The 21,750-nt window shown below is 34.3% G+C and carries 20 protein-coding genes; 12 read left to right on the forward strand and 8 right to left on the reverse strand.

What is annotated here, in order from left to right:
- Window positions 1-459: 459 nt before the first annotated feature.
- From FDY99_RS00120 to FDY99_RS00135, 4 genes are all read right to left on the reverse strand, one after another.
- Window positions 460-2,601, reverse strand: coding sequence for a catalase (locus tag FDY99_RS00120; protein WP_139418576.1), 2,142 nt, complete (start codon window positions 2,599-2,601; stop codon window positions 460-462).
- Between the two features lie 501 nt (window positions 2,602-3,102).
- On the reverse strand, window positions 3,103-3,705 hold the full coding sequence (locus FDY99_RS00125) for a hypothetical protein (RefSeq protein ID WP_139418577.1): 603 nt from the start codon (window positions 3,703-3,705) through the stop codon (window positions 3,103-3,105).
- A 221-nt stretch (window positions 3,706-3,926) separates the two neighbouring features.
- Window positions 3,927-4,292, reverse strand: a complete 366-nt coding sequence (locus tag FDY99_RS00130) for a response regulator (RefSeq protein WP_139418579.1) — start codon at window positions 4,290-4,292, stop codon at window positions 3,927-3,929.
- Between the two features lie 206 nt (window positions 4,293-4,498).
- Window positions 4,499-4,951, reverse strand: coding sequence for a ferritin-like domain-containing protein (locus FDY99_RS00135; RefSeq protein WP_139418580.1), 453 nt, complete (start codon window positions 4,949-4,951; stop codon window positions 4,499-4,501).
- Between the two features lie 227 nt (window positions 4,952-5,178).
- Here FDY99_RS00135 and FDY99_RS00140 point away from each other — a divergent pair, with 227 nt between their 5' ends.
- The gene (locus FDY99_RS00140) at window positions 5,179-6,315 is read left to right on the forward strand and encodes a serine hydrolase domain-containing protein (RefSeq protein WP_162304121.1); all 1,137 of its coding nucleotides are present in this window, start codon (window positions 5,179-5,181) and stop codon (window positions 6,313-6,315) included.
- 81 nt (window positions 6,316-6,396) lie between these two features.
- Here FDY99_RS00140 and FDY99_RS00145 read toward each other — a convergent pair whose 3' ends face one another.
- A complete protein-coding gene (locus FDY99_RS00145; protein WP_139418582.1) occupies window positions 6,397-7,137 on the reverse strand; it encodes a sulfite exporter TauE/SafE family protein in 741 nt (246 codons plus the stop codon).
- Window positions 7,138-7,272: 135 nt separating this feature from the next.
- Window positions 7,273-7,491 (reverse strand): hypothetical protein, encoded by a 219-nt coding sequence (locus FDY99_RS00150; RefSeq protein ID WP_102979572.1) that lies wholly within the window; start codon window positions 7,489-7,491, stop codon window positions 7,273-7,275.
- Between the two features lie 379 nt (window positions 7,492-7,870).
- On the opposite strand from FDY99_RS00150, the gene FDY99_RS00155 reads away from it, so the two are divergent.
- The 4 genes from FDY99_RS00155 to FDY99_RS00170 all read left to right on the forward strand — a co-directional run bounded on the left by FDY99_RS00155 (window position 7,871) and on the right by FDY99_RS00170 (window position 10,554).
- Window positions 7,871-8,137, forward strand: a complete 267-nt coding sequence (locus FDY99_RS00155) for a hypothetical protein (RefSeq protein ID WP_139418583.1) — start codon at window positions 7,871-7,873, stop codon at window positions 8,135-8,137.
- Between the two features lie 45 nt (window positions 8,138-8,182).
- Window positions 8,183-9,540 (forward strand): IS3 family transposase gene (locus FDY99_RS00160; RefSeq protein ID WP_394344535.1). Its coding sequence is split into 2 segments (ribosomal slippage): window positions 8,183-8,518 and window positions 8,521-9,540, totalling 1,356 coding nucleotides; the frame shifts between segments, so codons are not numbered across the junction.
- An 81-nt stretch (window positions 9,541-9,621) separates the two neighbouring features.
- Window positions 9,622-10,167: a peptidoglycan-binding protein LysM gene (locus FDY99_RS00165; protein WP_139418584.1), complete on the forward strand. Its 546-nt coding sequence runs from the start codon at window positions 9,622-9,624 to the stop codon at window positions 10,165-10,167.
- A gap of 57 nt (window positions 10,168-10,224) precedes the next feature.
- Complete coding sequence (locus tag FDY99_RS00170; protein ID WP_139418586.1) at window positions 10,225-10,554, forward strand: hypothetical protein; 330 nt, start codon at window positions 10,225-10,227, stop codon at window positions 10,552-10,554.
- A 160-nt stretch (window positions 10,555-10,714) separates the two neighbouring features.
- On the opposite strand, the gene FDY99_RS00175 is transcribed toward FDY99_RS00170, so the two are convergent.
- The gene (locus tag FDY99_RS00175; RefSeq protein WP_116098427.1) at window positions 10,715-11,542 is read right to left on the reverse strand and encodes an IS5 family transposase; all 828 of its coding nucleotides are present in this window, start codon (window positions 11,540-11,542) and stop codon (window positions 10,715-10,717) included.
- Between the two features lie 202 nt (window positions 11,543-11,744).
- Here FDY99_RS00175 and FDY99_RS00180 point away from each other — a divergent pair, with 202 nt between their 5' ends.
- From FDY99_RS00180 to FDY99_RS00205, 6 genes are all read left to right on the forward strand, one after another.
- Window positions 11,745-12,290 (forward strand): peptidoglycan-binding protein LysM, encoded by a 546-nt coding sequence (locus tag FDY99_RS00180; protein WP_139418587.1) that lies wholly within the window; start codon window positions 11,745-11,747, stop codon window positions 12,288-12,290.
- Window positions 12,291-12,711: 421 nt separating this feature from the next.
- Window positions 12,712-13,257 carry a peptidoglycan-binding protein LysM gene (locus FDY99_RS00185; protein WP_139418588.1) on the forward strand — a complete coding sequence of 182 codons (546 nt, stop codon included), beginning with the start codon at window positions 12,712-12,714 and terminating at the stop codon, window positions 13,255-13,257.
- A gap of 200 nt (window positions 13,258-13,457) precedes the next feature.
- Window positions 13,458-14,138, forward strand: coding sequence for a hypothetical protein (locus FDY99_RS00190; RefSeq protein WP_262711389.1), 681 nt, complete (start codon window positions 13,458-13,460; stop codon window positions 14,136-14,138).
- An 11-nt stretch (window positions 14,139-14,149) separates the two neighbouring features.
- Window positions 14,150-16,951: a hypothetical protein gene (locus FDY99_RS00195; protein WP_139418589.1), complete on the forward strand. Its 2,802-nt coding sequence runs from the start codon at window positions 14,150-14,152 to the stop codon at window positions 16,949-16,951.
- Between the two features lie 10 nt (window positions 16,952-16,961).
- The gene (locus tag FDY99_RS00200; RefSeq protein WP_139418591.1) at window positions 16,962-18,395 is read left to right on the forward strand and encodes a hypothetical protein; all 1,434 of its coding nucleotides are present in this window, start codon (window positions 16,962-16,964) and stop codon (window positions 18,393-18,395) included.
- A 513-nt stretch (window positions 18,396-18,908) separates the two neighbouring features.
- A complete protein-coding gene (locus FDY99_RS00205) occupies window positions 18,909-19,643 on the forward strand; it encodes a sensor histidine kinase (protein WP_139418592.1) in 735 nt (244 codons plus the stop codon).
- Between the two features lie 159 nt (window positions 19,644-19,802).
- Here FDY99_RS00205 and FDY99_RS00215 read toward each other — a convergent pair.
- Window positions 19,803-20,974 (reverse strand): IS3 family transposase gene (locus FDY99_RS00215; RefSeq protein WP_139418594.1). Its coding sequence is split into 2 segments (ribosomal slippage): window positions 19,803-20,728 and window positions 20,728-20,974, totalling 1,173 coding nucleotides; the frame shifts between segments, so codons are not numbered across the junction.
- On the opposite strand from FDY99_RS00215, the gene FDY99_RS00220 reads away from it, so the two are divergent.
- Window positions 20,954-21,556: a response regulator gene (locus FDY99_RS00220; RefSeq protein ID WP_139418596.1), complete on the forward strand. Its 603-nt coding sequence runs from the start codon at window positions 20,954-20,956 to the stop codon at window positions 21,554-21,556. The two genes, FDY99_RS00215 and FDY99_RS00220, sit on opposite strands and share 21 nt — an antisense overlap.
- Window positions 21,557-21,750 lie beyond the last annotated feature (194 nt).

Consider the following 21,750-nt stretch of genomic DNA (forward strand, 5'->3'; position numbering starts at 1 on the left):
CCGCTGGTAGAGATACTAAAATAAGCTAAAACGCTGTAAACATTGATGTTTACAGCGTTTTTTATTTTTACGCTAGAATCAAAAAAAATCAAAATAGGTCACGATTTATATGTCCTATTTCGTGTCCCATTCAAAAAATCACCAAAAGGGGTCACGAAAAATCAAGGAAAACCCGACCAATAGGCAGTCCAACGATTGAACATCTTGCAAAAAGTGGTAACGAAAAGTAAATTATTAAACAATTAAAGTTATCACACAATGAACAAAACAAGGGATGGCAAAGCCATCCCTTGTAAACTATTCTTTACAGTGCTTATTCTAAGCAGATTTCCTTTCCTCTTCAAATTAACCTCCAACTATTTCAACGATAGGATCCGGCACTGTATCGCAGGTTGTTTTATCTGGTGCATGAAAACGGCTGCTTTCATATTACATATTTGTTTATTTATATTTGATGTTCTAAGCAGGATTATTTCTCTCTTTTTCAAGTTCCCAAACTCTATGATTAGCTACAGCTTTAATAAATGCAGTAGCAGGATCTTTAATCTCAGAGGTGATAATTGCAGGATCATCATGTTTTTTATCACTCACATGACTTGCTTTATAGATTGCGTCTGTTTCTTTTCCAAAATAGATTGCTTTGCAATGTTTATAGGCTTCGTTGACAAATAATAAGGTTCCGGGTTTGTTATCTTCATTCATTAAATTATCTGAAGATTGTTTTCCACTGCACAAGTAAAGTGCATCAAAGCAAACACTTGCTGTACTCGTCAAAGAATGTTTGGGTTCAAAAATAGTTCCGTCATCAGCTTTTACAGATGCTAAACTTCCTGCAATAATCTGTACTACAGCTCCTTCTTTTTCCAGCTTAGATTGTAGGGAATTTACATCGGCAGCTTTTACTCCGTTTTCCATAATAAAACCAACAATGCGGCTCTCAATAGTATTTTTAACGGTATTGGCCATGCTTAAGGCTTCTGAACTATTTGTCATAGGCTCTTTTTCCGGGCTTTGTAATGTCGCAGGATCAGCATCTGCAGGAATACTTCCATTCGGTTGTTTTAACTGAATCACTTTTACTCCTATTTTCTTCGCAACTTTTGAAGCCAAATCTTGATTAATGAATGCAAGCTGTCCTACAACTCTTTCTCTGATAGCAGGAATTGTTACTTTAGAAAGTTCAAAAATTAGCGCATTCTCTATATGTTGTTTTTCAGGAGCAGACTGGCTATTAAAGAACAATTTTGCCTGTGAATAATGATCTACAAAACTTTCACTTCTTGCACGGATTTTTTTACTGTCAACTCTTTCATTGTGAGAAGTAAAACCACCCTCTTTCATCATCGCCTGAAAAGGACATCCGCCACCAATAGAATTGGGCTCGTAACTAACTTTTCCTTTTACAATTTGCTGACGCATATGTCCGTCGCGCTGATTATTATGAACTTCATTTAAAGAACGGTTAATAGGAATCTCATGGAAATTAGGAGATCCTAAACGTGATAACTGAGTGTCGGTGTAAGAGAATAATCTTCCCTGTAACAACGGATCATTGGTAAAATCAATACCGGGAACCAAATGTCCAGGGTGAAATGCAATTTGCTCTGTTTCAGCAAAAAAATTATCAGGATTTCTATTCAATGTTAAAGTGCCTACAATCTGAACAGGAACTTCCTCTTCCGGGATTAGCTTGGTTGGATCAAGCAGATCAAAATCAAATTTATATTCATCTTCTTCAGGTATGATTTGCACTCCGAAATCCCATTCAGGGAATGCGCCGTTTTCTATGGCTTCCCAAAGATCTCTTCTGTGAAAATCTGAGTCTTTACCCGAAATTTTTGTTGCTTCATCCCAAGCTACGGAATGTACACCGAGTTTTGGTTTAAAGTGAAATTTTACAAAATGAACAGTTCCTTCACTATTAATGAATTTAAAAGTATGAACTCCAAATCCTTCCATCATTCTAAGACTTCTCGGAATGGCTCTGTCACTCATTGCCCACATAATCATGTGCATGCTTTCGGGCATTAAAGAAATAAAATCCCAAAAAGTATCATGCGCAGATGCAGCTTGTGGAATCGCATTATCCGGTTCAGGTTTTACTGCATGAATCAGATCAGGGAATTTCATAGCATCCTGAATGAAGAAGACAGGAATGTTATTACCTACAAGATCATAATTGCCTTCTTCTGTATAAAATTTAATCGCAAAACCTCGCACATCACGAGCAAGATCAGTACTTCCTGCGCTTCCGGCAACTGTAGAAAAACGTACGAAAACAGGTGTTTCTTTACCTTCTTCTGTTAAAAATTTTGCTTTTGTATATTTTTGTAAACTTTTATTAAGTTTAAAAACACCGTGAGCTCCCGAACCTCTTGCATGAACAATACGTTCAGGTATTCTTTCATGATCAAAATGAGTAATTTTTTCACGAAGGATAAAATCTTCCAATAATGTTCCGCCCCGTTCCCCGTCTTTTAAAGAATCCTGATTATTGTTGATCTTTAATCCTTGATTGGTTGTGAGTTTTTCATTTAAATTATCTGTTGTGTGGTCTTTTAGTTGATCTAATTTTTCACTTTTTTGGTTGTTCTTTTCCATATTTATATTGTAATTATAGTGGTTAAATTATGTATAGTAAGCGTAAATTTGAACTTCTATATTTTAAAATTTTAATTAAAAAATTATACCATTTATTTCAGTTTTAAGCATTAATATAAAAATTAATAAAGGCAGAAAAACATGAGATTTTTATAAAGAAAATGTGTAGCGTTGTAAAAGTAATATTAGAATGTTTGTTAATTGCAGATTCAATATTAATCATAAAAAAATTGATGATAATATTGAAACGAATACATTATTTGCAAAAGTTCCGTCTGAAATAAAATTGTTTTGGTTTATTTTTTTCGTAGGAGAAAATAATATCATTAGCATCTGAAAACAGAGCTTTAAGAATGTGGGGCTTCATAAAATGATTTAGTGATGTTTTTGGTTAAACCAAATATAACCTAATAATTTGCAATCAATTATGACCTTGGTCATATTGACGTTTTGAGTAAAAAGATACTTGTCAAATTCTTTATTTTTCTAAATTATAATATGTTATTTAAAATCAACGAGTCCATCTGTAAGGCATTTCCACTGGATTTTAGAAAACCCCAACATCCCTCCGATTGCAATTGCAATATTTCTGATGCAATTTAAAAATCCTGATTTCAGGTTAGGATATTCATTCCTTCCATAAATTCCTGCTTTTAAAATATTTCCCTGTTTCGAAATCAAAAATGTAGATGTGGCTGCATTAGAATAAAAATGAGCTATCTTTCGGCTGTTTTCTTTAACGGGATCTTTTGATGGTCTACACTGAATCATTAGTCTATCAGGAATATTTGTATCTATCATCATAATTTGAACCCAATCATAAGATCTCCCCTCTTTTCCACCCGGTCCGGGAATATCGATTCTTATATAATCTCCAATTTGTGGAAAACGGTCTACTATTGTTCCCGAAGAATTACATAATTTAAAATCTGCAGAACTTTCGTTACAATATTTTCGCCAATGATTAATAGAAAAAAAACGCTGTTTCAAAGTATCATATTTAAAATCTAATTCTTTGGAATTTCTCACTTCAACAAAGCTTTCAGTGTCATGAAAACTTCCTTTAAAATGCTGAGGAACTCCGGGTATGTTTTTGGGTTTCATTCTAATGAGTTTAAAATGGATTAACGAGTTTCGTCATGAGCTATATCTACAGGTTTAAATCTCTATTTTCGTTAAAAATTTATTGGCAAATTCCTCTTTGGAGAAATGCTGTTCGCTTATTATTAATTTCTAAACAAAAAATTCGCTGATGATTAGGGGATATTTATACGATTAACCCAATATCTTTATCTTTAAACTAACAGTATTTTAATACTTTCTCATTAGCATCTGATAAATTTTTCAACTTTTCTTTCGAGATTTTCAAGTTCGAAGGGTTTTGCAATATAATCATCGGCCTGTGCTTTCTTAGCTAAAAAGCTGATATCGCTGTTTGCACTGATGTAAATGACAGGTATATCTTTAAACTTATCATGATTCCTTAATAATCTTACGGCTTCTATTCCGCCAATATCAGGAATCCAGTTATCCATTAAAATCAAATGAGGTCTGAATTTGTTAACCCGTTCGATGATATCGTGTGATGTTTCAGAAACTTCTACACAATATCCATTTTCGCAAAAAATGATGGTGAAAACATCTAAGATAGATTTATCATCATCAAAAATTAAGATTCTCTTGGTATCCATACGTTTTTTGTGATTGATTATTCATCAAATATAAGAGTAAAAAATACTGAGTTCTTATGACTACAGTAATAGTGCTGAAAAATATCTTTACTTTATAAAATATTACTGCCAAAAGATCCTAAAAAGATTATTTTTTAGGATCTGATGAAATTGATATTGTTCACTATTTTTATTTTTAATCATTTGAAAATAATGAACATCAACAATTAATTTTTTAGCTCGTTTAAATTATTAAACTTATTGTAGGATGATTTTAAATGATGAAGCTGATCGCTTACAACTCTTGAACTTTCAGGGCAAAGATCTCCGCTGTCTAAAGCATCCTGATATGCATCAATTGCTGCTTCTTCGCCAAAAACTACATTTTCTAAAGTTGATTCTGTTTTATCTCCTGAAAAAGAATTTTTCACATCAATCCATCCTCTGTGAATTGCTCCTGCAGTTGTTCCTGTATTGTCAGGGTTTCCGCCTCTTTCCGTAATCAAATTCATCAACTCTGATTTCATTACCTGTGATTGCGCAACCATCTGATCATAATCTCCTTTTAATGGAGAATAGGTATCCCAAACTTTATCTTCAACCTTTGCGAATCCCTGAATTCTGTCGTTGGTAATGTTAAGCAAATCATTCAATGTTGCTACTGTTCTTTCGTTGTGCATAATAATATTTTTTATGGTGAGCCTAGTTTCTTACAACCACCGTACCATTGATGACTTTTAAAACAACATATCGTGTTTATGTGGTACATTTTGTTTCTGTAGCAATTCTATCTGCAATATCTTTGTCTTTATATATCATCATAATTAATTTTTCTGTATCTCTAAATTCTGAGGAACGTTTTTTGAATACCCAACTCGAGAAGAGTATCTCAAGAAATCAGCAACCAATGAAAAAAATAATAACGGGATTTACAGTTGGAATTTCAGCAACAATTGCACTTATTTACCTTTCAGGTTATGGGTATATTTTTAAAGCTATCGGAATCAATTTGAAAAAAGGATCTTTTGCTCCATCTATTGATGATGAAAAGAAGTTTCCTTCCCGGATAATAGCAAACTTAAAACCCAATGTTTGGAAGAAAAATATTAACTACAATAAACATCATTTATCAAAACGGCTTACTGATGAACTTAAGAAGACCCGCACATCGTCACTCCTTGTAATTAAAGATAATCAATTGCTTTACGAAAAGTATTGGAAAGACCATAATTCCTCATCACTGATGAATTCTTTTTCGATGGCTAAAGGATTTTTGGCCATTTTAACTGGTCGTGCAATTGATGATGGTTATCTCGAATCTGAAGATCAATTAATTTCTACAGTCTTTCCTGAATATAAAAAAAGCTCTTACGGAAAGCATCTTACATTTCGACATCTTTTGACTATGCAGGCAGGATTTGATTGGGATGAAGAATACCGTCATCCTTTTGCAGAAAACTCTAAGCAATATTTTGTCGAAGATCTTGCAAAACAGGCTTTCAGTATTGAGATAAAAAATATGCCCGGACAAAAATACGAGTATCAAAGTGTGTCTGCACAGCTTTTAGGAATGGCTTTAACAAAAATAACGGGGAAACATTTATCAGATTACATTTCAGAAAAGATATGGATACCATTAGGAATGGAATTTCCTGCTAAATGGAGCACAGACGAGAAAGGAATGGAAAAGGCATTCTGCTGTGTACATGCTACAGCAAGAGATTTTGCAAAAATAGGACAATTGATTATGCAAAACGGAATGTGGGAAGGAAAGCAATTGATTAATGCTGAATATTGCAAAAGAATGCTCAAACCTACTGAACAAAATGACGCTTTCTGCTACACCATTTGGGCAGGAGAAGGTATTAATAAAGAAAAACAATGTTGGTTTTTTTATGGTTTTTTAGGTCAATTCATTATTATGATTCCTGAAAAAAAGATGGTAATCGTTAAAACAGGATTATATAACAAACTGGAAGTTGATCAAAAGAAAAGACCTTTACAGGTGCAAATTTTAATAGATGAATTAACATCAATGTGTTAAAAGTTTTAGTAAAATAAATGATAACAATTTTCACCTTTCCATCTGATCAATGCTTTTAGATCATTAAAAATGAAGTAAAAATTATTTTGTCAGCAACGAGTTGATTATTAAAAAGGATCCAACAGCTATAAGTCCCCAATAAACATATTTAAAAAAAGATTTATCCTTGATCTTATGGTTCAGGTATCTTCCTAAAAATATTGCCGGAAAAACAGCTGGTAATGAGACTAAAAAATATTTTAATACCTCCAACGTAATTAGACCTTTTGTAAAATATCCTATCGCTGCTATAAAGCTTGCCGGTAAAAAATAAGCCTGAAGCGTTGCCCTAAAATGTTTAGCACTCCAGTTCCTCAAGTTACCATAGACCACAAGAGGCGGACCGTTTACTCCATAAGCACCACCAAGAATTCCGGATGTAAATCCGCAAATAAATAGCCATAACATACTATCTGTTTTCAGTGAAAGCTGTTTTTTTGCAAAAATAGCATACAATGAGTTCAATATAATAAGTAAGCCTAAACCTATTTTTACCCAAAACTCGTTACCGTATAGTAAGATCAACAAACCTATCGGAATCCCTAAGACAGCAAATAAAATAAGCCATTTTGCGCTGTTAAAGTGAATTTGCTGATGATCTTGTACAACAACAACCAACGCAACTAAAATTGAAATTAAAACAGAAAGAGGTACAGCAATTTCTAGAGGAATAAAAAGTATAAATAAAGGGACTGCAACTAAAGATTCTCCAAAACCGAACGTTGAACGGACTAGTGTAGCAACAAAACTGACAACGAAAATGTATATATAAATAAATTCCATATTTATGTTAAATATACGTTTTTCTACTGAGATAAAAAACCATTTAAGACCGAATCAGAGGTAAAATAAGAGCAAAAAAAAAGAGAGTCTTAAAGCTCTCTTTTTATGTATAATTTATAACAGCATTTTTTTATTTCAGTTACTGTATGCTGCTCTGTTTTGATAAATATTTAATCCCTCAACTTTGTTTTTAGCAATGTGATAAATCAGTTCCACAGAAAAAGATGATATTTCATAAAGAGCATACCTGAATGAACTCATAATTTGTTCATTCATTAACCGTCCTTCTGATAAGACAATTTCGGATTGGTTTTGTAAAGGTAAGTTTTTAAAGTCGTAAAGAGAAATTTCCATAGCTGTTAATTTTATTAGTATGTAAACTGTTTATACAATTTCTTTACCAATTATATTATTAAATTTAACTAAAGCGAAATAATTTATAAATTAAAAAGTAAAACTCATTGTTCATGGCAATTAGCTGATTTAATTCTATAGTATGTAAATTCTCTTAATGAAAATTTCTAAGATTACAACTCTTAAAATTTAATCCAAATTTAAATAAAAATCAGACCGGTACGGAATTCAAATTTGGACGTAAATATTATTTTATCATTGAGATTCGATAAAATCAAAATTTTATTTTTTACTAAGAACACACCCTTAAAACCTTTAAAATTGCTTTAATTGGCGTACAATTTGCAAAGTACTTTTCACCAATCACAAATAACAAAGCATGGATATCACCAACGATTTTAAAGAAGAAATCTTAAACTCTCCTACATCAATTGAAAATATCGAGGTCGTTTATAAAAAAAATAAATACAATGGAAAACTTGTAAAAGTAAATCAATCCCCATTTGAGATGACAATCTTTAATGATGATCTCAAAGATGATCCCAACCACGTCATTGATTTTACACTTGCAGAAGAAATAACTATTAAATTTTTTGATGGCACAATAAAAACTGTAAATCGTCAGCAAAAAGTAGACACTATATAGTATAAAAGTTAAGGAGTGTTTTCAAAAAAAGAATTACATTTAATTATGGAAACACCTAAAAAGAAAAGTTCCGAAAAATTCATAAAAGACATCCGTAAAAATACAAGGAGGATCTTTACAGCCGAGCAGAAAATTTTAATCGTAATGGAAGGGCTTCGTGCAGAAACTTCTGTAGCGGAACTATGCCGACAGCATAATATTGCCCAATCTCAGTTTTATTCCTGGAACAAAGAATTTATGGAAGCCGGTAAAAAACGACTCAACGGCGATGTCATTAGAGAAGCCACGAGTGATGAAGTGTCGGATTTGAAGAAAGAGAATGCCCGACTGAAGGAAATGGTTGCCGATTTGGTTCTGCGCTATGACATTGTAAAAAAAAGCTTAGACATGCTGGATTGACCCATAAATACAGAAAGTTTATGAGATTATCAGCAAGTGAGAAATACGAAATTATTCAAGAAGTTACTACGAGTGAAATTGGTGTAAAACGAACCTTGGAAAGCTTTGGGATTGCAAGAAGTACTTTCTATAAGTGGTATCAGAAATACCTTGAAAACGGCTACGATGGCTTGGAAACGTCCAAAAGAACATCTAAAAGACAATGGAATAGCATTCCGGAAGAACAAAAAGATTTGGTAGTAGAAATCGCTTTGGAACATACAGAACTTTCCTCAAGAGAACTGGCGCACAAAATTACCGATGAACAAGGTATTTTCATCTCAGAATCCAGTGTTTACAGGATTTTGAAGCAACGGGATTTAATCCCTGCACCGAATCATTTTTTACTTTCAGCAGCAAATGAATTTAAGGATAAGACAGAATTTGTGCATCAAATGTGGCAAACAGATTTCACTTATTTTAAAGTGATTGGTTGGGGTTGGTACTATCTGAGCACTGTTTTAGACGACTACAGCAGGTATATCATCCACTGGGAACTCTGTGATTCGATGAAGGCTGAAGATGTGAAAAGAACAGTAAATACAGCGATTGAAAAAGCAAAATTAAAGTCTAAAGCCAAACCGAAATTACTCTCAGACAATGGTTCCTGCTACATATCAAACGAACTCAGAACCTACCTGAAAGACGATTTGAAGATGAAGCAGGTTCACGGAAAGCCGATGCATCCGCAAACCCAAGGGAAAATAGAACGATACCACAGAACGATGAAAAATGTGGTAAAACTCAATCACTTCTATCATCCTGAAGAACTTGTGGAAGCTTTAGAAAAATTCGTAGAAAACTACAATAACAAGCGATATCACGAATCTTTGAAAAACCTTCCTCCAGCAGATGTGTACTTCGGAAGATCTGAGCAAATTTTGGAAAAAAGAAGACAAATAAAATCGGATTCAATCCGAAAAAGAAGACAGTTGTATTTTCAACAGAAATTTATAAATTTATAACCCTAAATACTCCTTAAGGATTTATTCCAAAATGTCCAAGTTAGTTTGAAGACGTACATAAAAATTTTAAATATTACTACCATGACAAAACAAATCGTAATCGCAGCCTTAACTATCGGAGCAATCGTATTAGGAACTAACAATGTTCATGCTCAAAATGCAACCGCTACAACAACAGTAAACATTACTCTGAACGATGTGATCTCTATCGATGCAGGAAGTACGGCAATCGGTAATACGGTTGACTTTAACTATGCTACTGCAGCAGACTATAACTCTGATCAAACAATTAATAAAGCAAATTCTTTAAAAGTTACTTCAACGAAGAACTTTAATGTTAAAGTAAAAGCAGGAGGTGCTAATTTCATGAATGGAACTAACTTAATCCCTGTAAATGTTTTGACAATTAAAGCTGCTGCAGCTTCAGGAACAATGGGCGGAACAAAAAATACTGTCGTTTTATCTGCAACTGATCAAAATTTAGTTACAAATGCTCCGCTTGGAAGCGCATTAACGTTGAATTTAGATTACACGATTCCTGCAGCAAAATCATCATCTTCAGATATCTTAGGTAAACCAGCAGGAACTTATACGCAAACAGTAACTTATACTGCGACTGCTTTATAATAAAGCATTATTTATATCATAAAAATTCAAGTATTAATTAAATAATTATAAGATAATATGCCGAATCTAATAAAAAAGCTATTGTTTTTACTTGAAATTGGTAATCATCAATTTGATAGCATTCTTTGGAAAACCAGTCCAGAAAAAAGAAAAACTCTTGTTAATGATATTTTTAAATTTAAAATTCCTATTGGGAAAAGCAAAAAAGAAATACGTGAACTTTTTGGACATGAGCCACATATTTATACTTCCATGATATGGTCTTATTCTGTTGAATCAGATAAATTTGGAAATACCCTTACGTCATTATCACTATACTTTAAAGACGAAATTGTAACAAGTATTAAGATTGAAAATAAAGAAGTAATATTTAATTATTTAAATTAAATCTAAAAGCCTAAAAAAATTAACAAACAGTAGCTTATACTGCGACTGCTTTATAATAAAAAAACACAACAATTATATATACAGCTCTCAACACTTTCAAAATGTTGAGGGCTTTTTATTTAAGCTAAAAGTATCATTTTGTAGTTATTTTACTACGAAGTCATCTCGACTTTCTTTTTTTAAATTTCCTAACAGCAATAACGATAAAAGCTAAATAATTAAATCCTATCCAGCTTGTTACTGTGGTGTCAAATCGGTTAAGTATTGATCTGAAGCTATCAAGCCAAGCATTAGTTCTTTCTATGGCATACCGCTCTTTGTACAATTGATGATCAAAGTAATGGTTATTTTCTGCATCTGAGTTTCTTTTATTGTGAGCAATATTAGCTATTATTCCCAATTCTAAAGCTTTCGACCGTAAGTTTTCAGCATCAAATCCTGCATCGAAATTCAGGAAAAGTCCGTCGAGTAAAATACCGGATTGTTGTAAGAAATCTGTTATTTCTGCAAAATGCTTTTCAATATTAAATAGATCATTGTGATTTCCACACACAGGTATCGACATAGCTAAAGGTAATCCGTTTCTATCCGTCAGATATATAGCATTAGTTGTTTTGCGCTTCTTCCTGCCCTGATAACCAACTGCTTCACCTCCCTTTAACGCTGGTGTGTGACTGCCGTCTACATCTCCACTGGATAAATCAATTTTTGATTTATTCTTTTGTAAAATGCCACTCCAACAAGCTTTCCATATTCCGGCTTTACACCATTGACGATAATAGCCAAAAACCGTTTTATAATGAAGAGCCTCTTTACTAAATAATTCTAGTACCGGTAAAAGATACCATTGAAGGCCTGTTTTAAGTTTATATAAAATGCAGTTAATAATCTCGCAAATAGGAACTTTGGATTTAAAACCTCGTTTTCCAATGGGAATATAAGGCACGATTTCTAATTCTATTGTATCTTTGCTTAGTACTTTGTACAAGGGATAGGATTTTTTTTAGTTTAGCGACACTAATTTCCGAATCCCTTTTTTTATTTCAAATAACAAATAAATGTTTCTTTAAGTCAAGATGACTTCTACATGAGCTTCCATTTTCAACTACAAAGAAATTTTTATCGCCACTGTAAATTTGCAGTATACAAAAGAGAACAATTAAACAAAATTAAAATCAAATATTCCTGCCATGAAAAAATCAATTGCAATCGCAGCTTTAACTATCGGAGCAACCATATTAGGAACTAATAATGTTCAGGCTCAAAATGCAACCGCAACAACAACAGTAAACATTAGCCTGAAAGATGTAATCTCAATCGATACAGGAAGTACAGCAATCGGTAATACAGTTGACTTTAACTATGCTACTGCAGCAGACTATAACTCTGATCAAACAATTAATAAAGCAAATTCTTTAAAAGTTACTTCAACAAAGAACTTTAATGTAAAAGTAAAAGCAGGGGGCGCTAATTTTATGAATGGAACCAATTTAATCCCTGTAAATGTTTTGACAATCAAAGCTGCTTCAGCTTCCGGAACAATGGGCGGAACAAAAAACACTGTCGTTTTATCTGCAACTGATCAAAATTTAGTTACTAATGCTCCACTAGGAAGTGCATTAACATTGAATTTAGATTACATGATTCCTTCAGCGAAATCATCATCTTCAGATATCTTAGGTAAACCAGCAGGAACTTATACGCAAACACTTACGTATACAGCGACTGCTTTATAATATTTTTTTTCATATTAATATTTTGTGATTTGGTGTTCGAAGGCTTCCTAAAGGAGGCCTTTGATTTTTTATGTATTGATACCGATATAGAGAAAATTCAAAATCCAGGAATAAGTATCCATCAGCTGTAAGTTAGAATGTCACACAGTTGAGTTTTTCTCAGTATTTTAAATTTACGCCAAAGGGGGTTGCATCCAATGACAACAACGAATTTACTATGGTGAATGTACCCAATATAAAAAAAATGGATTTGTACAAAAATCTCCTCAATGTCATTAACAGCATATACAATAATCCGTGTAGTTATTTTACTACATCAACTTCCATTTTCAACTACAAAGAAAATTTTTTCGCCGCCATAAATTTGTAGTGTTCAAAAGAGAACAATTAAACAAAAATAAAAATTTTAAATATTACTACCATGACAAAACAAATCGTAATCGCAGCCTTAACTCTTGGAGCAATCGTATTAGGAACTAACAATGTTCATGCTCAAAATACAACTGCTACAACAACAGTAAACATTACCCTGAACGATGTGATCTCCATCGACGCGGGAAGTACAGCAATCGGTAATACGGTTGACTTTAACTATGTTACTGCAGCAGACTATAACTCTGATCAAACAATTAATAAAGCAAATTCTTTAAAAGTTACTTCAACAAAGAACTTTAACGTTAAAGTAAAAGCGGGAGGTGCTAATTTCATGAATGGAACTAACTTAATCCCTGTAAATGTTTTGACAATCAAAGCAGCTGCAGCATCCGGAACAATGGGCGGAACAAAAAACACTGTCGTTTTATCTGCAACTGATCAAAATTTAGTTACAAATGCTCCATTGGGAAGTGCATTAACATTGAATTTGGATTATACGATTCCTGCAACGAAATCTTCATCTTCAGATATCTTAGGTAAACCAGCCGGAACTTATACGCAAACAGTAACTTATACTGCAACCGCTTTATAATATTTTTTTTAGTCTGTAAAGCTTTCTTTTGCTACGTTTTCAGTAGTTTTGGGGATCTTTATTTTTAAACAATTTACACCATGCGCAAGTTTATTTACCTTTTCATTTTCTTTATTCTTACAGGGTCTTCTTCAATTCTGGCACAAAGTATCTCTATGTCGCCTACGCGCTTGTTTTTTACCGGTAATCCGGGAGAAAAAGTGACAAAGACAGTCACGCTTCAAAACAGCTCGGAAAAAGATTATGTTTTTAATCTCAACTATAAAGATTGGGTTAGAGAAGAAGATGGAAATAAAGTTTATCTTGAAGCAGGAAGCTCAAAAACTTCTAATGCAGCTTGGGTCTCTACCTTAGAAAACTCAGTAACGGTTCCTGCGAGAAGTACAAAAGAGATTGTAGTAACCATGCAGATTCCGGCAAACGCATCAAAATCTACTGTTACAAACAGCATGTTATTTTTCACCCAACTTCCTCAGCAGGCAGATCAGGCTCGTATTCAGAACGGGATTGGTATTATTACCTTATTTGAGGTTGGGCTTCACATCTTTTATACACCACCAGGAAACCAGACAAAAAGTTTGGATATTACCAATATTTCAGAAGTGAATAATGAGAATGCGGCAAACAAAAAAGTAGCAGTAAGCATCCATAACGATGGAAATACCATCAATGATGCTACCGTTGAGTTTGAATTGACCAATACCGAAAGTGGTAAGGAAATAAAATTACCCGCAATTTCTATCTCAATGCTTCCCAATACCGATCAGACCGTTCAGTTTTCTTTACCGGAAAACATTTCAGGGAACTTTCTTGGTGTGGCTATTATCAAAATGGCAGGCTCAAATGATTTACGCGTAGGCGAAAAAAACTTTAAATTTTAAAAAACTAAGTCTTGAAACCACAAAATGGAATGCCGATATCAATCCTAAGAAGAACAATCTTATTTTTTGCAATTGTTCTTTTGCATTGTTCGTTTGCCTTTGCGCAGGAAAAAAAGGATATAGAAATCCATTTTGAAAACAACAATGTAGCTGTTGAAAAAGGTTCTACTTTTACTAATTTCCTGGTTATTGAGAATAAAAGTTCTGAAGAAATTACCGTTCAGAATATTATGCCTGACGAAAAATATCCAGGTTTACTTTTCTATCCAAAAAATGACTTTACATTAGGTGCCGGTCAGTCTAAGAATCTTCCTGTGAAACTTATCGCCAATGTAGATTTTATGAAACTGAAATCCAATGAGATCAAATTCCAGGTTTCGTACACCACTCCAATGGTAACTAAAACTGAAAGTGCCTCATTCTTCGTTAGCAAAGACGAGAACAAAAACATCGCAATTTATACGGCATCGTATGAAAATTTCATTAATCCTAATTCTCCCGACTCCTCAATCCTGCTGATTGTAGAAAACCAAGGTTATAGTAAACGAACGGTTAAGATTGATTTGCAATCCATTCCTGATGGTTTGGAAATGATACCAAAACAACAAGCACTATCTCTGGAAGGTTTAGAAAAACAAACGGTTGAGATCAAAATTACGGTCAGAAAACAGAATACGCTTTTCCCGGAATTTAATATTAATGCAACCGCAACAGACCTGCTTAATAATGAAATTGTGGGAAGCAACACGCTATACTTAGTTATTTTATCAAACAACAGACAAATTGCCAGAGGAAACGAAGCGGTGAACGGAAGTAATTTTGCAGAAATTGCCTATAACGAAAACAGTTCAGGTTTTAATTTTCTTCAATTGAGAGGAAACACAACGTTTCGAGTGAATGAAAATTTGAAATCTCGTTTCAATATTGGTGCAGATTACTATCATGAAGAAGGCCTTTATAACCTATATGATACTTGGCTGGAACTGGAGAGAAAAAATACAGTATTGCGAGTTGGAAATGTTAATAGTAACGATTACGACTACCCCGTTTTTGGAAGAGGTGGGAAGCTTTCTACCAAATTTGGTAAAAATAATCAGATTGAAGTTCTTGCGCTGGAAAATAATTACAACCTATATGGTACCTATTTCCAACAAACAGAAGGATCCAAAATAGTGGGTGGAAAATATAGTTTTGGGAATGCTAAATCCTTTACTGGGAAAGTATCCTATTTATTCGACCATGATCCGCGCTTTAACGTAGATACACAGGTAGCGAACGCAACAACATCATTATTAATTAACGATAAACACACAATCCGTACTGAGTTAGGTTTCAGTAACGAAAAAGGTCTAGTGAACAAAGATGAAAACGCAGGAGCTTCAATGGGGGCCAATTACGAGGGAAAAATAGGGAAATGGGATATACAATCTCTTAATTCCTTTGCTACCAAAAGTTATGCGGGAATCAAAAGAGGATCTTTTTTTTCAAATCAGCGAATCGGCCGACAATTTTCTGCTTCTCAGCGCGCTTTTATACAATATCAGAATTCACAGGTAGATCCGGAGTTCCTAAGTTTCCAGAGCACGCCAATCCAACCTGATAACACGGCTAATTTACGTTATTATTTCAACAGTACAGAAGTGTTGGGATCAGGTTACCAGTTTGCTTTAAAGAAGTGGAATTTCCTACTGTCTCCAAAAATTGAAAAGCAGAAAACAGCCAATTTTTACACATCGCAGGAACTTTTTTCGTATCGAATGGAAGCCAACATAAGCACAACATTTGGCGCTCACGGATTGAACTGGACAGCAGAATATTCTTATTCAAAAGACAACAATAAGGACGATTGGTTCAACAGTCTGAGAACAACCTTGTCTTACAGGTATAAATCTTTCTCCCTCAACGGAACGGCTCAGTGGAACGCAATTAATGTTTTTGATTTAAATTCTTATTACGATGTAGACCGTAATTTTGCCAACTACAATGTATACGCCTCATATAATTTTCAGATGCTTAAAAATAATCTGAGCGGATCTTTAACGGCCGGAACTTACTATTCGGAACTTTATAAAAACTTAAACAGCAATATCAGTGGTAATCTGGAATATAAGATTTCGCCTTCATGGTCTTCAACAGGTTATTTTAATTTTTCCGGTTATAAATCTACGGCTTATGCAAGCAGTGGCAATTTTTACCAGTTCAGGTTTGGGATTAAAAAATATTTTGTCGCAGCTACGGCTCTCGGAAATCATAAAGTGACGTTCCAGTTATTTGAAGATAAAAATTCTAATGGACTTCTAGAGACGGGTGAATCGGTTCTTGCCAATGAAATAGTGAAACTGGACAATTTTGTTGCACTAACAGATAAGAACGGAAAAGTAGTTTTTCAGAATGTACCTGAAGGTATCTACACGGTGAAGGTGAACGAAAATGCGGGTGCCCGATTAATGATGGATCCTGTAATTATGGTAAATAGCAATATCAACCGCAAAGTGGGTCTGGTAAAAAATAGTAAGGTAAGTGGGAAATTAACAGAGATCAAACAAGCCTACGATGTTTTGGAAACGGATGTAACCGGAATAGTGGTGTATGCAAAAGGTGAAGATGGCGTGATTCATACCGCCGTGGTTAATCAAAAAAATGAGTTTGAGTTTTTCTTAAAAGAGGGAAAATACGACCTCTATATTGAAAATGACAAATACAGCTATACACAACCCAACCAAACTATTCAGGTAACAAAAGAAGGTTTTTCAAAAACTGTGGTTTTTGAATATAAGAAGAAAGACACCACCATTAAGGTGAAAAAGTTTTAAATTTAAAAGTATGAAAAAGACGAGGGCTTTTCTAATAGGAATTTTTACCGTGTTCTGCGGATCTACAGTCACAAAAGCTCAGGATGTGTACCTGTCGATTCCTGAAAATAATATTTTTAACAGGACTGAATTTACTTCAGTACCTACAAGGGTAATGAATACCAACAGAACAAATTGGGATTATGGCTTTTTTGGAATTGGACCGGTAGCTCCAACATTTACCTCTACGTCAGGACCATCTTTTACTCACTCTTCTACTTCACTCTTCACTTTACCTACTTCTGTTCTTCTATGGCAGTTAGAAAGTATGGGTGGGCAGTTGCCATCTGTAGGACTTTCAGGTTATTTACCAGGTTTTCAGTCTTTCAGTACAAGCGCTTTAAGATGGTTTGAACCGCCAACGACCAGTTTTGGGGGTGGATTCAACAGAGGAAATATCAATTTTACATTTAAAATTCCTGCCTCACAATTTAATGCGAATGCGTTCCGTGCAGGCAATTACTCCATGGATATCACTCAGAATTATAACGACTTTACACCACGTAATTTTAAAACAATTTTAGTTATCCCCTCATCGATACGATGGATCACCACCTCTTTAACAAAATATATTGAAATATCTTCTTTGAATGAATATCGCAATACAAACACACGGGTGTGGGATTTGGGGAATACGGAAATCGCGAATACAGTCGATTTTAATTTATGGGCAAAAGCTGCTTCCGCAAATATTCAGTTCACTTCTTCTAAAGGTGTTCCGGGAACTAGAAATATAGCAAATATTAAATTAGGTAGTAATGGATCTCCACTTACGACCAAGTCCTTATCTGCCAATTTTCAGAATTTTTCCCCTGCTAATTTCGGTGTTACAGCGGGAAACAGAAACAGCTTCACGCCAATGCTCTATGTGTCGGCGGAAGATTTTAAGAACTATTTTTTTGAAGCTGGAACTTATACTTTTGAATTAAACTTCAATGCTGCAAGTACAGATAATACTATTAACAGTTTGCAAAATACATCTGTTCAATTAAAGGTACTTCCTCGGTCGGAGATCACCATTCCAAGTTCCGGGAGAAATGTAAACTTTAATTTTAATACAGCTGCCCAATATACCAATGGACAGTCACAAATGATTCCAAACCAAATTGTATTATCCAACAATGAGAGTTTTGAACTGTATGTAAAATCGGACGAAAATTATTTCAAGAAAGGCGGTCTGCAGACCGATATCAATTCCAACATATTACAAATTGGCATCGATGGAAGTTCTGTAGATACTCCATTATCGAAAACTCCTCAAAAAATACTTTTTAACGGAACACCGGTTTTGGATCGGGAGCTGAACGTAAGATATACTATACCACCTGCAGGTGCCCAAAGTTTGGTAGGGAAAGAAAATACCACATATTCCATCAATGTTTATTATAGCTTTACGGCAATTTAATAATACTTCCTATTAAAACTCTTCTTTATTAATCAATTTAATGGCAATAACCAATCGCCGGTATAGATGGAATTGAAACCATTAGAAAAATGAAAATACTATTCGCGACGCTACTCATGTAGCGTCGTATCTTGTTTTGTACAGCTCTTCCGATGATATTTATTTAGTGTAAATAGAATTGGAAATCTACTTGTAAAGCCCGTTCGTATGTAGCAGATCTTATTAATATGGATATTCAGATGCCTCACCTCAAAAGCTTTGGAACAGCCCCAAAAAACTATTGGAAAAAACCATCAAAATACCTATTATTGCACTGACAACGGGAGTCTTTCTGTGAGAAAGAAAAGTTTCTGAAAGCATGAATGCCGGACTTTTTAACCAAACCTTTATTAAAAACAAACCCTGTCGAGATGATTCTAAAATGATTTGGCATAGAAATCGAAAAAAATAAATAATAAACTATACTTTAAAAAATACTGGATTCGATTTTTTAAAGACCATGATACTTAATTTATGAATGACCTTACCAACAAACTACAATTAAAAATCGAAAGACTGGAAAACGAAATCAGTTTTAAGAATGGACTGATCTCGATATTGTCTCATGATTCAAAAGAAATGTTTGGGAATTTTCTGTGGCTTATAGAAGCGCTGGAAGATAAGACCATTAGTGAGGAAGATTTTTTTAACCTATTACCGCAGATAAAAAGCGATGCCCGAAAGAATCTGCAAACTATTCAGGACAGCACTGCCTGGTTAAAAACACAATACGGAGACTTTAAGATTAAACCTGTGAAAATCATGGTGATTGATCTTTTTCACCATTTCGAAGAAAAATATGCTGATCAATTAAAAGAAAAAAGCATTAAATTTTATTTTAAAGGAGATCCCAATACATTTCTTACAACCGATCGCTTATTGCTTGAATATGTTTTAGACAAAATTCTCAATAACGCAGTGAAATACTCTTTGCCCGGGCAAGATATCTGCCTGCAGGAAGCTACAGAAGGTGATCAGGTCATACTTTCTGTCATCGATTCTGGAACGGGAATGCCTGAAAAATATGTATCTGCGATCTACACTTACGATAACCCTATATTTCAGGGAACTTCTGGCGAAAAAGGAGTTGGATTAAGTTTGAAAATTGTTAAAAATTTTGTATCCTTGCTGCATGGAAACATCCAAATCATTTCCGCTGAAAATGAAGGCACTACGGTTTCCCTTTTTTTAAATAAATTTACTGAATAATGGCTCCAAAAGTAAATGTTCGTATTATTGTAGCAGACGATCACGGTATCGTACGAATGGGTTTAATACAAACCATCAAACGACTCTTACCTACAGCAATCATTACAGAAGTTGAGGATTGAACTTGCAACTATTTTTGAGACAAAATTTATATACTCTTTATGCTACATTTTTAGATTGATTAGACATTAAATTTTGATACTCTTTTATGGTTAAATTTCCTAAAGCCGAATGCCTTCTGTGAGTGTTGTAAAATGTTTCTATATATTCAAACACAGAGTTTTTAGCATGATCTCTAGTTTCATATTTATTTTGATAGACAAGTTCGGTTTTCAGAGTTTTGAAAAAGCTCTCAGCTACAGCATTGTCATAACAATTTCCTTTTCCGCTCATGCTTCGAGTAATGTTTTTTCCGACTATTGATGTAAATTCTGTACACGCATATTGTATCCCTCTATCTGAATGGAAAATCAAGCTATCATGATCCTGTAAAGGACGATGGAGCCTTGCCATTTTCAAGGCAGCAATACTGGTGTCCTGAGCCTTCATCGTCTCACTTAATGACCAGCCGATAACCTTTCTGTCAAACAAATCAATGACTGTAGTAAGATACAACCAACCCTGACCTGTGCGGATATACGTAATATCAGACACCCAGACCTCTTTACTGCTTGTAACCTGAAAATTTTGATTCAAATAATTTTCAGCAACAGGGTATCGATGGGATGAGTTGGTAGTTTTCTTAAATTTTTTCTTTACAATACTTCTCAGGTTGCGTTCTCTCATTAGTCTGGCCACCAAAGGACGTGAAGCTCTCATTCCTTTTGCTTCCAGTTCTCGGGCAATACGAGGGCTTCCATATCTCCCACGGCTCCAATGATAAATACTAAAGATTTCTGCTGATAAAATGGCTCTTCTTTCTGATTGCTTACTCGGTTTTCTTTTCTTCCAATGATAAAAACTGCTCCTGCTTACCTTTAATACTTCGCACATCTTCCCGACAGGAAACACATCAGCGTGTTCTTTGATAAATTTATATCTTACCCGTCTCTCTTGGAGAAGATGCCTACCGCCTTTTTTAAGATATCACGTTCAAGCTTTGTTTCTTCTAGTTCTTTGCGAAGTCTCAATAACTCTTCCCTTATTGGATCAGAGGATATTTGTTTTTCCTTGCTAAGTTTACCTTCTTTGTGAAGTTTTCGCCAATTAACGAGACTTTCTTTACAGATCCCCAATTCTTCAGCTACCGAGGATACATTGCCTCGCTGCTCACTTAAAGATACTGCTTGGATCTTAAACTCTAGACTGTAATTTTTTCTGATCTTTTTCATACTCTTAAAGATAAAGAGTATAAGAATTGTGTCCTAACAAAGTTAGCAACTCCAGATTATAAATCGCTGTACAAAGTAATTCAGAAAGAAGAATTGGATCTGGCCATTATGGACGTTAATATGCCTAATGGTACTGTGCAGGAAGCGATCGATTACATAAAAATGCATCAACCCGACTTAAGAATTCTCGTATTTTCTTCTCAAGACGAAGATTTGTATGCAATACGTTATCTAAAAATGGGTGCCGGTGGTTACCTAAGCAAACAAAGCTCTAGTGCAATAATTGAAAATGCTTTGACGGCGATGCTTAATACTGGGCGATATGCAAGTGACGAAGTAAAAGAAGCGATGTTTTTAGAATCATTGAACGGCGCAACAAAAAACTCACCCTTTGAAGCGTTATCAGGCCGCGAATTGCAAATTGCCAATAAGATTGCAGAAGGTCTTCCTCTCAAAGAAATTTCTAATCAACTTAATCTCCATTCATCAACGATCAGTACTTACAAAAACAGGCTGTTTGAAAAGCTTAAAATACGATCCGTACCAGAATTGGTGGAGATTCTTAGGCTGTATAATCAGTAAACATTCTATTATTCTTTTTTTGTAAACCCGGGAATCGTTGGATCTTGTAGATTACAACAAGATTCTTCTCCCCTACCTTCAGAAGATTTTATGTAAAATCACTTTGTACGGACAGGTTCTTTATATTAAGCTTATTTAAACTTTAATAGTTGGTAATCGCAAAGGCGCAATTTTTAGTATAAACAGTTTTTAGG

It is taken from the genome of Chryseobacterium mulctrae, from assembly GCF_006175945.1.
GTDB classification, from domain to species: Bacteria; Bacteroidota; Bacteroidia; order Flavobacteriales; family Weeksellaceae; genus Chryseobacterium; species Chryseobacterium mulctrae.

Coding starts and splice junctions, on each gene's coding strand:
- FDY99_RS00120 (WP_139418576.1), bottom strand. CDS start 2,601: ATGGAAAAGAACAACCAAAAAAGTGAAAAATTAGATCAACTAAAAGAC.
- FDY99_RS00125 (WP_139418577.1), bottom strand. CDS start 3,705: ATGAAACCCAAAAACATACCCGGAGTTCCTCAGCATTTTAAAGGAAGT.
- FDY99_RS00130 (WP_139418579.1), bottom strand. CDS start 4,292: ATGGATACCAAGAGAATCTTAATTTTTGATGATGATAAATCTATCTTA.
- FDY99_RS00135 (WP_139418580.1), bottom strand. CDS start 4,951: ATGCACAACGAAAGAACAGTAGCAACATTGAATGATTTGCTTAACATT.
- FDY99_RS00140 (WP_162304121.1), top strand. CDS start 5,179: ATGAAAAAAATAATAACGGGATTTACAGTTGGAATTTCAGCAACAATT.
- FDY99_RS00145 (WP_139418582.1), bottom strand. CDS start 7,137: ATGGAATTTATTTATATATACATTTTCGTTGTCAGTTTTGTTGCTACA.
- FDY99_RS00150 (WP_102979572.1), bottom strand. CDS start 7,491: ATGGAAATTTCTCTTTACGACTTTAAAAACTTACCTTTACAAAACCAA.
- FDY99_RS00155 (WP_139418583.1), top strand. CDS start 7,871: ATGGATATCACCAACGATTTTAAAGAAGAAATCTTAAACTCTCCTACA.
- FDY99_RS00165 (WP_139418584.1), top strand. CDS start 9,622: ATGACAAAACAAATCGTAATCGCAGCCTTAACTATCGGAGCAATCGTA.
- FDY99_RS00170 (WP_139418586.1), top strand. CDS start 10,225: ATGCCGAATCTAATAAAAAAGCTATTGTTTTTACTTGAAATTGGTAAT.
- FDY99_RS00180 (WP_139418587.1), top strand. CDS start 11,745: ATGAAAAAATCAATTGCAATCGCAGCTTTAACTATCGGAGCAACCATA.
- FDY99_RS00185 (WP_139418588.1), top strand. CDS start 12,712: ATGACAAAACAAATCGTAATCGCAGCCTTAACTCTTGGAGCAATCGTA.
- FDY99_RS00200 (WP_139418591.1), top strand. CDS start 16,962: ATGAAAAAGACGAGGGCTTTTCTAATAGGAATTTTTACCGTGTTCTGC.
- FDY99_RS00205 (WP_139418592.1), top strand. CDS start 18,909: ATGAATGACCTTACCAACAAACTACAATTAAAAATCGAAAGACTGGAA.